Consider the following 13,256-nt stretch of genomic DNA (forward strand, 5'->3'; position numbering starts at 1 on the left):
TCTTACAGTTTCAATATATCTAAAAACGCCAAGACAAAGAGGTTTATGGATATATTTCTTCATAATATTTACGATTGAAAATTTAATATATTTTAAATATTTAAAAATATATTCTTATAATTGGGCAAATCTTTTATATTTAATTTTTTTTTACGGATATTATTACAAGGAGATAGTTGGAAAAAAAAGTTATTTTATTATTTTATGGATTATAAGTTGCTTGTTGTGCTTATATTTTATTTTTAAAGAAAATATTTTTGGAGGAAATCTTAATATATTTCAAAGTCTAGTTTATATCTTTTTAAGCATGAATTGGTTTATTCAACAAATAAAAGCTCCCGACAATATAAGAATTTATAAGAAAATGAGTTTTTGGATAAGTATAAGTATTTTACTTTGGAGTATTACTTTTTTATTTAGAATAATTCCTATGTATTTCTTTGCTAATAATGATATTGGTTTCTTAGAAATTGTTAATAGGGCATATCAGGGAGTAACAATGTTTACATATATTCTAATGTTTAGAGGTTTATTATGTGAAAAATGAATCAACTACCAAATGAAATAAAACAAATATATATCGTTGCTATTATTGTAATGTTATCTTTTGTTGCATTTATTATTTTTGTTGTTATTACATATAACAAGCGGCAGCTACTAAACCTCAAAGAAAACCAGCTCAAAGAATCCGAACACCAAAACCAGCTCCTCCAAAAAGAACTCGAAAAACAAAAATCCATTGAAGCAGAGCGGGAAAGAATTTCCCACGATATGCACGATGATCTCGGTGCAGGAATTTCAGCTCTAAAACTTCAGGCAGAATTTTTAAAACAACGAGCCGAAAATGATGATCTGAAAAATGACATCGACGAACTCCTGAAAACCTCCGAAGAAATGAATCTTTCCATGCGGGAAATGCTTTGGAGTCTCAATTCAGGAAACGATACTTTGGGAAGCTTCATCGATTATTCAAAGATGTATGCACAAAATTTTTTGAAAAAAACAAAAATTCTCCTGCTTACAGAAAGCGAAGACGTTGTTTTGGAAACAGTAATCACTACAGAACAGAGACGAAATTTATTTCTATGTTTAAAAGAGGCTTTGAACAATGCTTACAAACACAGCCAGTCCAATCAGATTAAATTGTCATTCATCCAGAAAGACAAAGAATTCATGATGAAAATCTCCGACAACGGAATAGGAATTAACCACGAAAAATCAGAAGGAAACGGACTTCGAAATATGAAACGGAGAATGCAGGAACAAAATGGACACTGCGAAGTCACCACGGAAAACGGAACACATCTGTTTTTCAGAATCGATTTATAGTAAATTTTAAATATTGAATACAGACAGCATCATTTTTATGGTGCTGTTTTTTGTGTTAAATCACCCATTTGTGTAATTGACAGAAGTTTGTTTTTAAAGGAACTTTGAAGGACAAACTTAAAAATTAATAGCCATGAAAACTAAAATTTTATTATTAACATTATTTTTTCTATTAGTGAATAGTTTAAGTGCTCAAGATAGTCTAGCCGTGCCACAAAAAGAGACTTGCAAAGAAAGTAAGCCTCTTATAGAAGGGTTGACGAAACTCATAGTATATGATTTTGCGTCTGGGAAATTTGATGAGAAGAAAATTCAAGTTAGAAGAAATGAGCCTGTTGCTATTAAAATTAAAAATATTAATCCATTCTTCTATCGTATTAATGTAAAAAGTAATGATAAAACTATCTCCTATCAAAATACTGATAAAGAAGAGTTAAGTACGGTTATCTCTGAGGTTCAACAAATGAATTATTACAAAATTCAAGAACAGTATTCTTTTGAGCAAGGTATTTTCTTATCAAGTATAGAAAGTAAAACTAGTAATACAAATAAAACTAATGTTAGAAATATCAAGCAACAGATAGTGGAAAAAGATACACTAACATTGGAGCAAAATACTATTAAAATGAAAATTGAAAGTTTAGAGAATACAATGGAAAGCTCTAAAGATAATAACAGTAGAGAAATTACGAGACTACAGGAAGAACTACTTAAAAATCAAAAGCTACAAAAACTAAAAGAACTTCAAATATCTAATATTATTAAAGCGTCAGAAGATGCAGAAGTATTTAAAATAATAATATCAGATAAAATCTTAAAACTAAACAATAAATATGCGCTATTTGAAAAAAATGCCAGAGAGATTATTAAACTAAATCAGAATTATAATAATTATATAGATAAGGTTATTTCATCGGAGCTTAATTATAATATGTATCAGAATATTTTAAAAAATCAAAATAAAGATGACTCAAAATGTGAAATTATTCCTCAATTAGAGACTACATTTTTGTTAAATAAAAAAAACTTAAATGGAGCATATAAAACATTTAATAGCTATCGAAGAGAATATTTGGAGATTTTACAGGACTTAAATTTGTTCACAATTTTTTTAAACTTTAATCTGGAAAGCTTGAATGACAAGGATGTGGTAAAATTAAATATAATGAAAGATATTGACCGTATGCAAAAATCAGTTAGAAATATAGACGAGGTTGTTCAAAAGATTAATTTATCAAAAAAACTAAATCAAGTAGAAATTTTAGATAGATTGTTAAGAAAACAATCAACTTATGAATATGTTTCGGCTCCTATTCAAGGGGAAGAAGATTATCTTGAATTTGATGTGAAAATCAGAAGTAAAAGAAACATGGAAGATACTTTTCATGTAGATAATGATAAAAGTTTTGTTTACAAAGAATATATAAAAGGAGGTATTCGTTTTGACTTTAGTATAGGAACAGTTTTCGATTTCTTTACAACGGATAAAAAATATACATTAACTGACGAAAATATTGTACAGAGAATGAATAATAATAAATTTAATCCAACCATTGCCGCTATGTTTCATGCAAGTTTTAGAACCCCATGCAATATTGCTTATGGTGTTTCTTTGGGAACATCCTTTGGAACAAATTTTAGTTTTAATTCTCTTTTTCCTGGCTTTAGTATTTTATTTGGGAAAAAAAATAAATTCATTTTAACTGCAGGGCCATCTTTTCGCTCTGTTGATGAATTAAAATCAAACTATAAAGAAGGACATAAACTCGATTCAAAAATCGCCGATGAAGATTTATTAACAAAAAACTTCAGAGTAGGGGCATTTTTTGGAATTACTTATAATCTTACTCAAAAACAACAGTCATCCATGAAATTTGCACAGTAATAACTTTTAATAATCTTTAAAATTAACTAAAATTTAACTCACAATAACCCCATAAATTCTCATTCATTTGCTTTAAAAAGTTAAAAATTGATTAAATTTGTCTGAACTATAAAAAAACGAACAATGAGTTACATTTCTTACATAGAAGCGAGACAAATTTTGGATTCAAGAGGAAATCCTACAGTTGAAGTAGATGTATTCACGGAAAGTGGTGCGATGGGACGCGCTGCAGTACCTTCCGGAGCTTCTACAGGAGAACATGAAGCGGTGGAATTGCGCGACGGCGGTTCAGAATATATGGGGAAAGGAGTTCTTAAAGCGGTTGAGAATGTAAGAGAAGTGATTGCGCCAGAGTTGGTAGGTCTTCCTGTATACGATCAGAATCTTATCGACCAGATTATGATCGATCTTGATGGAACCAATAATAAAGGAAATCTTGGAGCAAATGCAATTCTTGGTGTTTCTTTGGCAGCAGCTAAAGCAGCAGCAGCAGAATTGAAAATGCCTTTGTACAAATATGTTGGCGGTGTAAATGCAAACACCCTTCCTGTTCCGATGATGAACGTGATTAACGGAGGTTCTCACTCCGATGCGCCGATTGCGTTTCAGGAATTTATGATCATGCCGGTAAAAGCAGATTCTTTCTCTCACGCATTGAGAAAAGGAACGGAAATTTTCCACAACCTTAAATCCATTCTTCACTCAAGAGGTTTGTCTACTGCGGTAGGTGATGAAGGAGGTTTCGCACCAACGTTCAAAGGAACAGAAGATGCTTTGGATACTTTACTTCAGGCTATTGAAAAAGCAGGTTATAAGCCGGGTGACGATATTATGTTGGCTCTTGACTGTGCTGCTTCTGAATTCTACAAAGACGGAATCTACGATTACAGAAAATTCCAGACGCCGGATGCCGCTCAGTTCTCAAGCAGCGAGCAGGTTTCATATCTTGCTGAATTGGCAGCCAAATATCCGATCATTTCAATTGAAGACGGAATGCAGGAAAATGACTGGGAAGGCTGGAAAATGTTAACCGATAAAATCGGAGACAGAGTACAGTTGGTAGGAGACGATTTATTCGTAACCAATGTTGAAAGACTGTCAAGAGGAGTAAAAGAAGGAATTGCAAACTCAATCTTGGTAAAAGTAAACCAGATCGGATCTCTTTCTGAAACAATGGCAGCGGTACAAATGGCGCAGAACAACAGATTCACTTCTGTAATGTCTCACAGATCAGGAGAAACTGAAGACTCTACAATCGCAGATTTAGCAGTAGCAATGAATTGTGGACAGATTAAAACAGGATCCGCTTCAAGATCAGACAGAATGGCGAAATACAACCAATTGTTGAGAATTGAAGAAGCTCTTGGTGAAACCGCAGTTTTCCCAGGCTTAGATGCTTTTAAAATCAAAAGATAATTAATCGAATTTATAAATAACGGCAAGCGAAATTTTTAGTTTGCCGTATTTTGTAATAAGTAGTATATTTAGAAAAAAATAAATTAAATAATGTCAGACAACAAGGTAATATTGAATTACGACGGTAATTCATATGAATATCCAATTGTGGATAGTACTATCGGAGACAGAGGAATCGATATTTCAAAATTAAGAGACCAGACAGGTCTAATCACTCTTGATTTAGGGTATAAGAACACCGGAGCTACACTTAGTGACATCACTTACTTAGACGGAGACAAAGGAGAATTATTCTACAGAGGATATCCGATCGAGCAGATTGCCGAGAAATCCAACTTCACAGAAGTGATGTACCTTTTATTACACGGTGAATTGCCTTCTCAGGATCAGTACAATTCTTTCGAATCAAACATTAAAAAATATAATTTCGTAGCAGAGGAGATGAAAAAGATCATGGATGCTTTCCCTCGTTCTGCTCATCCAATGGGAGTTTTATCTTCTTTAACTTCTGCGTTAACAGCGTTTAATCCAAAAGCGGTTAATGTAAACTCTAAAGAAGAAATGGATCATGCTGCAGAATTGTTAATTGCAAAATTCTCTCACCTTTGCGCATGGACGTACAGAAAAACTCAGGGATTGCCTCTTAATCATGGAGACAACAGCCTGAACTATGTAGAAAACTTCTACAAAATGGCTTTCAGAATGCCAAATCAGGAATTTGAAATCGATCCTGTTGTTGTAGGTGCTTTAGATAAACTATTAATTCTTCACGCAGATCACGAGCAAAACTGTTCTACTTCTACAGTAAGAATGGTAGGTTCTGCGCATACAGGTCTATTCGCTTCAGTTTCTGCAGGGGTTTCTGCACTTTGGGGACCACTTCACGGTGGAGCAAACCAGGCAGTTATCGAAATGCTTGAACTGATTGAAAAAGATGGAGGAGATGTGTCTAAATACATTGCGAAAGCAAAAGATAAAAACGATAACTTCCGTTTAATGGGATTCGGACACAGAGTATACAAAAACTTCGATCCGAGAGCAAAAATCATCAAGAAAGCTGCTGACGATATTCTTAATGCATTAGGAATTCAGGATAAAGCGCTTGATATTGCAATGCAGTTGGAAAGAGTAGCTCTTGAAGACGAATACTTCGTAGAAAGAAAACTATATCCAAACGTAGATTTCTATTCAGGAATTATTTACAGAGCATTAGGAATTCCTACAGAAATGTTCACCGTAATGTTCGCATTAGGAAGACTTCCGGGATGGATTTCTCAGTGGAAAGAAATGAGACTGAAAGGAGATCCGATTGGAAGACCAAGACAGGTTTATCAAGGGGCTCCAAAAAGAGACTATATCGATATGGTTAACAGATAATCAGTGTCGTAAAATATAAAAAACTCCCAAAGCTTGCTTTGGGAGTTTTTTGTTTCTCAGTTTTAGAAATCGTTTTATTTATACTGCTGTATTTGTATAAGTGTCCTTACTCCTTGAATCATTATCATCGAAGCTCTTCCTGTTTCAATAAAATATTCTAAAATTTCGCCATTTTCTAATTCTACTGAACCTAAGGAGAAGTCTTTTGTTTTATTTTTGAATTCTCCATATAATTTATCAGTTGCATTAATACAACTTCCCAAAGAAAGTCTACCGCTTTTTAAAGTGATGAGTTTCTTGGTAGTTAAAAAACTGAAATTATCTTCATTTATAATTGTGGAGCAGATGATTCGTTCTTCGTCAAGTAATTCAATTGGATAATCTCTAAACAATTCTTTTGAATCATCTTCATAGAATTGAGTCCACTTAAAATCATAAGGCTGTATTGTACTTCGTTTAATTTTTGCTATACAGATAGTGTGTAAAAATTTATCGGATTTTTTCATGATAAAGTACAAAAATAACATAAAAAATAAAACCTGCTTCAAAAGCAGGCTTTAAGTCTAATTTTCTGTTATGGACATTGACATCTGTCACAAGTCCAGAGTGTGCATGCGCCTGTTTCATAATCATATTCGCAGCAGCGTCTTGCAGCAGATGCTCCTCCGATAATCGATTTTTGCTGTTCTCTTCCTAGTTTTTGTGCTTTTAAAAGCACGGCTTTTTTTGTGTTCATGATGTTTTGGTGTTTGATTGTTAATGTTTTATGTTTTAATTTCTACAGAAATTATATCACTAAGGTAGGAATTTTAATTAAAACTTTTTACATTTTATCAAAAAATAATTCATAACCAATTATTGTGAATAAAATTATCTGATAAAATCGCTTATTTAAGTGAATAAATGCTTTAGTCTATCAATCTGCTGAAGTAAAAAACTGTAAGAAGATTATTTCATAGATTTATATTGCACAGATCGCCTAAAAACAGGACAAAAGTTTCCCAGATTCAGTCCTTTACTTATATTTGTAGCATTGCATAAATCTTTATGAAGCTAAATATAAAAAACGAAACGGGCAGGCTGAAATCAGTGGTTTTAGGACAACCCAATTCAATGGGAGCAGTTCCTACATTAGACGAAAGTTATGATGCAAAATCGTATCATTCTATCGAAAATAACATCTATCCGAAAGAATCGGATATCATCCATGAAATGAACGCTTTTGAAGCGGTTTTAAAAAAATATGACGTAGAAGTTCTTCGTCCGGACATCATTGCAGATTACAATCAGGTTTTTGCAAGAGATGTTGCCTTTGTAATCGATGATAAAATGATCATTTCCAATGTTATTGCAGACCGTGCAGACGAACAGGAAGCTTATAAAACGGTTTTTGAAAAAGTGGCGTGGAGAAAAATAATTAATCTTCCGGAAACAGCACACATTGAAGGTGGAGATGTTATTGTCTGGGACGATTTTCTGTTCATCGGAACGTGTTTCAGTGAAGATTACAGAAGTTATAAAACGGCAAGAACCAACGAATACGCCATCGAAATTCTTAAAGAATACTTTCCTAAAAAAAGAATCATCGATCTGGAACTGAAAAAGAACGACAGAATACCGTACGAAGGAATTTTACATTTAGACTGCACATTCAATCCTATCGGAAAAGATAAATGTATTATTTACAAAGACGGATTTGTAGACGAAAGCGATTACCGCCTGATTATTGATATTTTCGGGGAAGAAAACTGTTTCCACGTTACGGCGGAGGAAATGTTCGAAATGTTCCCGAATATTTTTTCAATCTCTCCTGAAATCGTAGTTTCCGACAAAGCATTCACAAGAATGAACAATCACCTCAGAAACGAATGGGGAATGACCGTTGAAGAAATTCCGTACCGCGAGATTTCTAAAATGGGAGGATTACTGAGATGCTCTACAATGCCACTTGTTAGAGAGTAGCTGAGTTTGAGAGTCTGAGTGTTTTAGAGTTAGAGAGTTTTGGGGCTGAGTTGTTGTTATTTTTTCTATTTTAGCTTAAAATACAAAGATGTCAACAATTAAATTTCACCAAGATTTAAAGGTGTTTCAAAAGTCAGTAGAATTTGCGATGATAATTTTTGAACTCACAAAATCTTTTCCTAAAGAAGAACTCTACTCTCTTACAGATCAAATAAGGCGTTCGTCACGATCCGTTTCGGCAAATATAAGCGAGGCTTGGGGAAAAAGAAAGTATGAAAAATCTTTCGTCGCAAAGCTTACAGATTCTGAAGGAGAAGCAAGAGAAACCCAAACATGGCTCTTGTACGCATGGAAATGCAAATATATAAAAGAAGAACAGTTTATTAGTTTAAATAAACAATACAATCAAATAATCGGGATGTTGGTCAATATGATGAGTCAGTCTGGAAAATGGTGTTCGTTTTCACAAAATAAGAATGAGTAGTAATTTTGCACTAAAACACTAAAACACTAAAACACTAAAACACAAAACACTCTCAAACCCAAAACATCCTCAAACCCAAAGTATGCAGACAACAGATACAGTACTAATGATAGAGCCGATTGCATTCGGATTTAATGCAGAAACGGCAAAAAACAATTATTTTCAGGTAGAGCAGAAAGGTTTCGATACCCAGTTTAAAGCTTTGTCAGAATTTAAAGCTTTTGTTGAAAGATTGAGAAGCAAAGGAATTAACGTCATCACAGTAAAAGATACATTAGATCCTCACACTCCGGATTCAATTTTCCCGAACAACTGGGTAAGTTTTCACAAAGACGGAAAAGTAGTTTTATATCCGATGTTTGCTTCCAACAGAAGAGTAGAAAGAAGAGACGATATCATTGAAACCATTAAAGAGCAGGGATTTGAAGTCGCTGAAATCGATGACTGGTCTTTTCCTGAAACCCAAGGATACTTTTTGGAAGGAACAGGAAGCATGATCTTCGATCACGATAACAAAATAGCTTACGGTTCGGTTTCTTTAAGGCTGGATGAAAACCTGTTCAGAGAATTTTGTGAGAAGTATGGTTTTACGCCGGTTGTTTTCCATTCATTCCAAACCGTTGGAGAAGAAAGACTTCCGATTTACCACACCAACGTGATGATGTGTGTAGCAGATAAATTTGTGGTAATCTGTCTGGATTGTATAGATGATGAACTCGAAAGAAGCAAAGTCATTGAAACCATTAAAAATTCAGGAAAAGAAATTATTGAAATTTCTGAAGAGCAGATGCAGCAGTTTGCCGGAAATATGCTTCAGGTAAATAATAAAGACGGACAGAAATTTTTGGTAATGAGTGAAACCGCTTATAAATCCTTACATCAGGATCAGGTTACAGCGATTGAAAAATACTGTGAAATCATCTATTCTGATCTTAATACGATTGAAGTAAACGGAGGCGGAAGTGCACGTTGTATGCTTGCAGAAGTTTTCTTACCAAAAAAATAATATATTTGCTGAAAATACATTGAATTGGAATCATTAACCAGCAAAGGTTTACATATTCTTCTGACTTTGGAAACGGAGTCAGAAGCTTTGTTAATAGACGGTGACGGTTTCTTGGCATTTACCAGAGATATGCTCGCAACAAAAGACGTGGAAATTGTAGGAATTACCAGTCATATTTTTGAAAATAAAAGCTTTACTTCCGCGGTTTGTCTTAAAGAATCTCACCTTTGTATTCATACGTGGCCGGAATTTAAACAACTTACTTTTGATGTTTTTCTCTGCAATTATCTGCAGGATAACACAGAAAAAGTTGAAAAAATTGCAGATGAAGTAATAGAATATTTTAAAGCTAAAACCATTCAGAAACACAAAATTTACAGATAAAAAATGTTTTACGTTTGTCCCGCCTGCGAATCCGGAAATAAGCTGGATCTTACTTTCGATATAAAAGAATATGTCTGTAAGACCTGTTCTTATCTTATTGATGTCGAAAATAATAAACATCAGAAACACATTAAAGTTCCTACAGAAAATGTTGTATTGGATATCGGGCAGAAAGGAATCATAGAAAATACAGAATATACCGTCACCGGAATTATCATCCGAAAATACGGAACCAGTATCTTTTGGAGAGAATATTATTTAAAAGATACAAAAGGAGAAGATGCTTTCTTAAGTGAGAGTGATGGACACTGGACTTTTCTTCATATCATTAATGCAATGGATGTAAAGAAAAAGATGAACGGAAAAGCAGTGGAAATGCACGGAAGAAATTACCGGTGGTATGAAACTACAGAATGCACCATTCATTCTGCTGCAGGTTTTTTTGAAGATAAACTGAATTTCGGACTGGCAACATACAAGGAATATGTGAATGCAACTCAGATGATTTCCCAAGAGCAGTCGAAGGGAAAAATTGAATTCTTCTTCGGCAAACACATCTCAAAATACAAAGTAAAAAAAGCGTTCGGGATTTCTAACCTTCCCAATTATTCAGGAATAGGAATTGTTCAGCCGTTTTATGTAAATGTAAAACACACCATTAATATTATGGCGGTTTCAGCATTACTAATTAGTCTGATTCAGTTATATGTCGTTGGGACGAGAACCAATAAATCTGTTTTTGAGCAGGAGATTAATTTTGCAGATGTCCGTAATAAAGAAATGGTCAGCAAAAGCTTTGATTTATCAGGCGGTTCTGCCCCGTTAAAAGTTGAGGTATATTCCAATGTGGATAATTCATGGGCAAATGTCGGTTTAGGATTGGTGAACGAGAAAACCAACGAAATTGTGTTTGCTTCAAAAGACATCGAGGAATACCACGGTTATGAAGACGGTGAAAACTGGAGCGAAGGAAGAAAGAATGAAAGTTTTAATTTCTGCGGAGTTGCTCCCGGAAAATACCACTTTATTATTTCGGCAGAAAAACAGGAAACTCCAAAGGTTATGCCTCCATCATATTACGCGACCCAAGACGGAAGTTTAACCTTATCCAGAGATAACAACGGAACCATTAATGTTACCAACAACAATACGATGGAAACAACGGCTTTCGGAGACTCTAAAATGATAAAGGAAGACACAGTAAGCAGCCTCGGACAGTTTGTTCATCAGACATTAGGAAAAGCGGATATCGACTCCCTTTTGAATACCAATCTTGCAGCCGGAACGACAACACCAGAGTTAACCGAAAACAAATCGGTTAAAATTAAAGCAGAATGGCTTCCTGTTTCCTTCAGGAATTTTGTGTTTATTCTTTTGTTTATCATCGGGTTTGTTGTAGCAGTCTGGTTCGGAAGAAAATCTTTCGAAAGATCAAAATGGTTCAACAGTTCAAATTCACCTTACACCTATTCATAAACGATGGAAACTATTATTAATTACATAAAAGAACACTGGATTCTCTGTCTCATTGGAGTTTTTTTTGTCGGCTGTTTTACTTATCTCACTTTTGACGGCAACCAGTTCTGCGACTGCGAAAAAACAGAAACCTACAGAGACGGAACCACAAGAAGACACCACTCTTCCGGAGTGGGATATTACAGATACTATCACAAATAAAATCTAAAATTATGGATCAGATCAACTTTTTACCGGTCATCAATTCAGTCATTTATTCCTTCTTAGGAATTGCAATCCTGCTGTTTTGTTATTTAATTATTGAAAAATTAACGCCGGAAAAAACATGGCACGAAATCGCTCACAATAAAAATACTGCTTTGGCGATTATTTTCGGAGCATTTATCATCGGGATTTCAATTATCATAAGCGCAGCGATTCATGGATAAAAAGAGGATTCCTCTTGAACTGCTGCTCATGTTTTCGGTGTTTGTCATCGCAACCTGCGGACTGATCTACGAATTGGTGGCGGGAGCTTTGGCGAGCTATCTTTTGGGCGATTCCGTAAAACAGTTTTCCTTCATCATTGGAGTCTATCTTTTTTCGATGGGAGTCGGATCGTATTTTGCCAAATTCATCAAAGGAAATTTAATTGATAAATTCATAGAAATTGAAATTCTGGTCGGGATCATCGGCGGAATCAGTTCTGTGGTTTTATTTATTCTGTTTAATACGTTGGCTCATTTTGAAGCCGTTTTATACCTTTTTGTGTTTTTTACTGGCTGTCTGGTCGGCGTGGAAATTCCGCTTTTAATGAATATCTTAAAAGACAGGGTTCAGTTCAAAGATTTGGTATCCAATGTTTTCGCATTTGATTATATCGGAGCATTGCTGGCTTCCATTTTATTTCCACTGGTCTTGATTCCGCAATTGGGAATCGTAAAAACGCCTTTATTTTTTGGTTTGGTTAATATTTCAATTGCCATATTTTTGTGCTTTTATCTGAAAAATGAACTTTCAAAACCAGTTTCATTAAGAGTTAAATCAATCGGAGCCTTTCTTTTGCTTGTTATTCTCTTTATCTTTTCAGACAGAATTTTATCATTTTCAGAAGAAAAATTATATGGTGAAAATGTCGTTTACACCAAAAGTTCACCTTACCAGAGAATCGTTTTAACCCGAAACAGTCGCGAATTCAGATTATATTTGAACAATAATCTGCAGTTTTCTTCAGTAGACGAATACCGTTATCACGAAGCGTTGGTTCATCCTGCGATGTCGATGGCTAAAAAGATCGATCATATTTTAATTCTCGGCGGTGGAGACGGTTTCGCAGTTCGTGAAGTTTTAAAATACAAAGAAGTAAAAGACATCACTCTGGTAGATTTAGACGGAGAAATGACAAATTTTTTCAGGAATAATGAAACGATGCGCCAATTGAACCAAAGCTCTTTATCCAATCCAAAACTTAAAGTAATCAACAAAGACGCTTATATTTGGGTAAAAGAAAATTCAAAAAAGTATGGTGTCATCATTATCGATTTTCCGGATCCTTCTAATTACAGTTTAGGAAAATTATATTCCTTACAGTTTTACAGAGAACTCGAAAGACTCACCACTTTAGATACAAAAATTGTGGTGCAGACTACTTCTCCCTATTTTGCTCCAAAATCTTTCTGGTGTATTGAGAAAACAATTAACGAGGTCTTTCCTTTTACTTCCGCTTATCACACGTATGTTCCGTCATTCGGAGAATGGGGATTTTCAATGGCTTCTTTTGAGCCGATCAGCAATAAAATCTATCGTAAAATTCCGAATCTGAAATTTTATGATTACAATTTCTCACAGCTTTCTTACTTTACAAAAGATATGAAGGCTAAAGATATCGAAGTCAATCGATTGGATAACCAGATTTTAGTACGGTATTTTGATGAAGAATGGGGTAAAGTTCAATAGAA

At 34.3% G+C, this 13,256-nt stretch carries 13 protein-coding genes; 12 read left to right on the plus strand and 1 reads right to left on the minus strand.

Annotated features, from left to right (window positions below; genetic code table 11):
• The first annotated feature begins 543 nt into the window (after positions 1–543).
• From H6W53_RS17490 to H6W53_RS17505, 4 genes are all read left to right on the plus strand, one after another.
• Entirely contained in the window at positions 544–1,329 is a 786-nt protein-coding gene (locus H6W53_RS17490; RefSeq protein ID WP_185208611.1) for a sensor histidine kinase, read from the plus strand.
• 133 nt (positions 1,330–1,462) lie between these two features.
• Positions 1,463–3,214 (plus strand): hypothetical protein, encoded by a 1,752-nt coding sequence (locus tag H6W53_RS17495; RefSeq protein WP_185208613.1) that lies wholly within the window; start codon positions 1,463–1,465, stop codon positions 3,212–3,214.
• A gap of 123 nt (positions 3,215–3,337) precedes the next feature.
• A complete protein-coding gene (gene eno, locus H6W53_RS17500) occupies positions 3,338–4,630 on the plus strand; it encodes a phosphopyruvate hydratase (protein WP_076391886.1) in 1,293 nt (430 codons plus the stop codon).
• Between the two features lie 90 nt (positions 4,631–4,720).
• Entirely contained in the window at positions 4,721–6,007 is a 1,287-nt protein-coding gene (locus H6W53_RS17505; protein ID WP_076391888.1) for a citrate synthase, read from the plus strand.
• A gap of 74 nt (positions 6,008–6,081) precedes the next feature.
• On the opposite strand, the gene H6W53_RS17510 is transcribed toward H6W53_RS17505, so the two are convergent.
• Positions 6,082–6,513, minus strand: coding sequence for a hypothetical protein (locus tag H6W53_RS17510; RefSeq protein ID WP_185208615.1), 432 nt, complete (start codon positions 6,511–6,513; stop codon positions 6,082–6,084).
• A 541-nt stretch (positions 6,514–7,054) separates the two neighbouring features.
• Here H6W53_RS17510 and H6W53_RS17515 point away from each other — a divergent pair.
• From H6W53_RS17515 to H6W53_RS17550, 8 genes are all read left to right on the plus strand, one after another.
• On the plus strand, positions 7,055–7,969 hold the full coding sequence (locus H6W53_RS17515) for a dimethylarginine dimethylaminohydrolase family protein (RefSeq protein WP_185208617.1): 915 nt from the start codon (positions 7,055–7,057) through the stop codon (positions 7,967–7,969).
• Between the two features lie 88 nt (positions 7,970–8,057).
• Positions 8,058–8,453, plus strand: a complete 396-nt coding sequence (locus tag H6W53_RS17520; RefSeq protein ID WP_185208619.1) for a four helix bundle protein — start codon at positions 8,058–8,060, stop codon at positions 8,451–8,453.
• Between the two features lie 82 nt (positions 8,454–8,535).
• Positions 8,536–9,459 carry a citrulline utilization hydrolase CtlX gene (gene ctlX / locus H6W53_RS17525; RefSeq protein WP_185208621.1) on the plus strand — a complete coding sequence of 308 codons (924 nt, stop codon included), beginning with the start codon at positions 8,536–8,538 and terminating at the stop codon, positions 9,457–9,459.
• 24 nt (positions 9,460–9,483) lie between these two features.
• Complete coding sequence (locus H6W53_RS17530) at positions 9,484–9,843, plus strand: S-adenosylmethionine decarboxylase family protein (protein ID WP_076391896.1); 360 nt, start codon at positions 9,484–9,486, stop codon at positions 9,841–9,843.
• Positions 9,844–9,846: 3 nt separating this feature from the next.
• Complete coding sequence (locus tag H6W53_RS17535; protein WP_185208623.1) at positions 9,847–11,319, plus strand: DUF4178 domain-containing protein; 1,473 nt, start codon at positions 9,847–9,849, stop codon at positions 11,317–11,319.
• 3 nt (positions 11,320–11,322) lie between these two features.
• Positions 11,323–11,520, plus strand: coding sequence for a hypothetical protein (locus tag H6W53_RS17540; RefSeq protein WP_185208625.1), 198 nt, complete (start codon positions 11,323–11,325; stop codon positions 11,518–11,520).
• Positions 11,521–11,531: 11 nt separating this feature from the next.
• Positions 11,532–11,747, plus strand: coding sequence for a DUF350 domain-containing protein (locus H6W53_RS17545; RefSeq protein ID WP_185208627.1), 216 nt, complete (start codon positions 11,532–11,534; stop codon positions 11,745–11,747).
• The gene (locus H6W53_RS17550) at positions 11,740–13,254 is read left to right on the plus strand and encodes a polyamine aminopropyltransferase (RefSeq protein ID WP_185208629.1); all 1,515 of its coding nucleotides are present in this window, start codon (positions 11,740–11,742) and stop codon (positions 13,252–13,254) included. The genes H6W53_RS17545 and H6W53_RS17550 overlap by 8 nt, the downstream gene beginning before the upstream one ends.
• The last annotated feature ends 2 nt before the right edge of the window (positions 13,255–13,256 follow it).

Origin of the sequence: Chryseobacterium sp. C3 (assembly GCF_014218905.1) — a bacterium.
In the GTDB taxonomy this organism is placed as follows: Bacteria; Bacteroidota; Bacteroidia; order Flavobacteriales; family Weeksellaceae; genus Chryseobacterium; species Chryseobacterium mucoviscidosis.

Excerpts from the sequence above, each read along its gene's own strand:
- ctlX (WP_185208621.1), top strand. The coding sequence starts at position 8,536 with ATGCAGACAACAGATACAGTACTAATGATAGAGCCGATTGCATTCGGA.
- H6W53_RS17510 (WP_185208615.1), bottom strand. The coding sequence starts at position 6,513 with ATGAAAAAATCCGATAAATTTTTACACACTATCTGTATAGCAAAAATT.
- H6W53_RS17495 (WP_185208613.1), top strand. The coding sequence starts at position 1,463 with ATGAAAACTAAAATTTTATTATTAACATTATTTTTTCTATTAGTGAAT.
- H6W53_RS17550 (WP_185208629.1), top strand. The coding sequence starts at position 11,740 with ATGGATAAAAAGAGGATTCCTCTTGAACTGCTGCTCATGTTTTCGGTG.
- H6W53_RS17515 (WP_185208617.1), top strand. The coding sequence starts at position 7,055 with ATGAAGCTAAATATAAAAAACGAAACGGGCAGGCTGAAATCAGTGGTT.
- H6W53_RS17545 (WP_185208627.1), top strand. The coding sequence starts at position 11,532 with ATGGATCAGATCAACTTTTTACCGGTCATCAATTCAGTCATTTATTCC.
- H6W53_RS17490 (WP_185208611.1), top strand. The coding sequence starts at position 544 with ATGAATCAACTACCAAATGAAATAAAACAAATATATATCGTTGCTATT.
- eno (WP_076391886.1), top strand. The coding sequence starts at position 3,338 with ATGAGTTACATTTCTTACATAGAAGCGAGACAAATTTTGGATTCAAGA.
- H6W53_RS17520 (WP_185208619.1), top strand. The coding sequence starts at position 8,058 with ATGTCAACAATTAAATTTCACCAAGATTTAAAGGTGTTTCAAAAGTCA.
- H6W53_RS17540 (WP_185208625.1), top strand. The coding sequence starts at position 11,323 with ATGGAAACTATTATTAATTACATAAAAGAACACTGGATTCTCTGTCTC.
- H6W53_RS17535 (WP_185208623.1), top strand. The coding sequence starts at position 9,847 with ATGTTTTACGTTTGTCCCGCCTGCGAATCCGGAAATAAGCTGGATCTT.
- H6W53_RS17505 (WP_076391888.1), top strand. The coding sequence starts at position 4,721 with ATGTCAGACAACAAGGTAATATTGAATTACGACGGTAATTCATATGAA.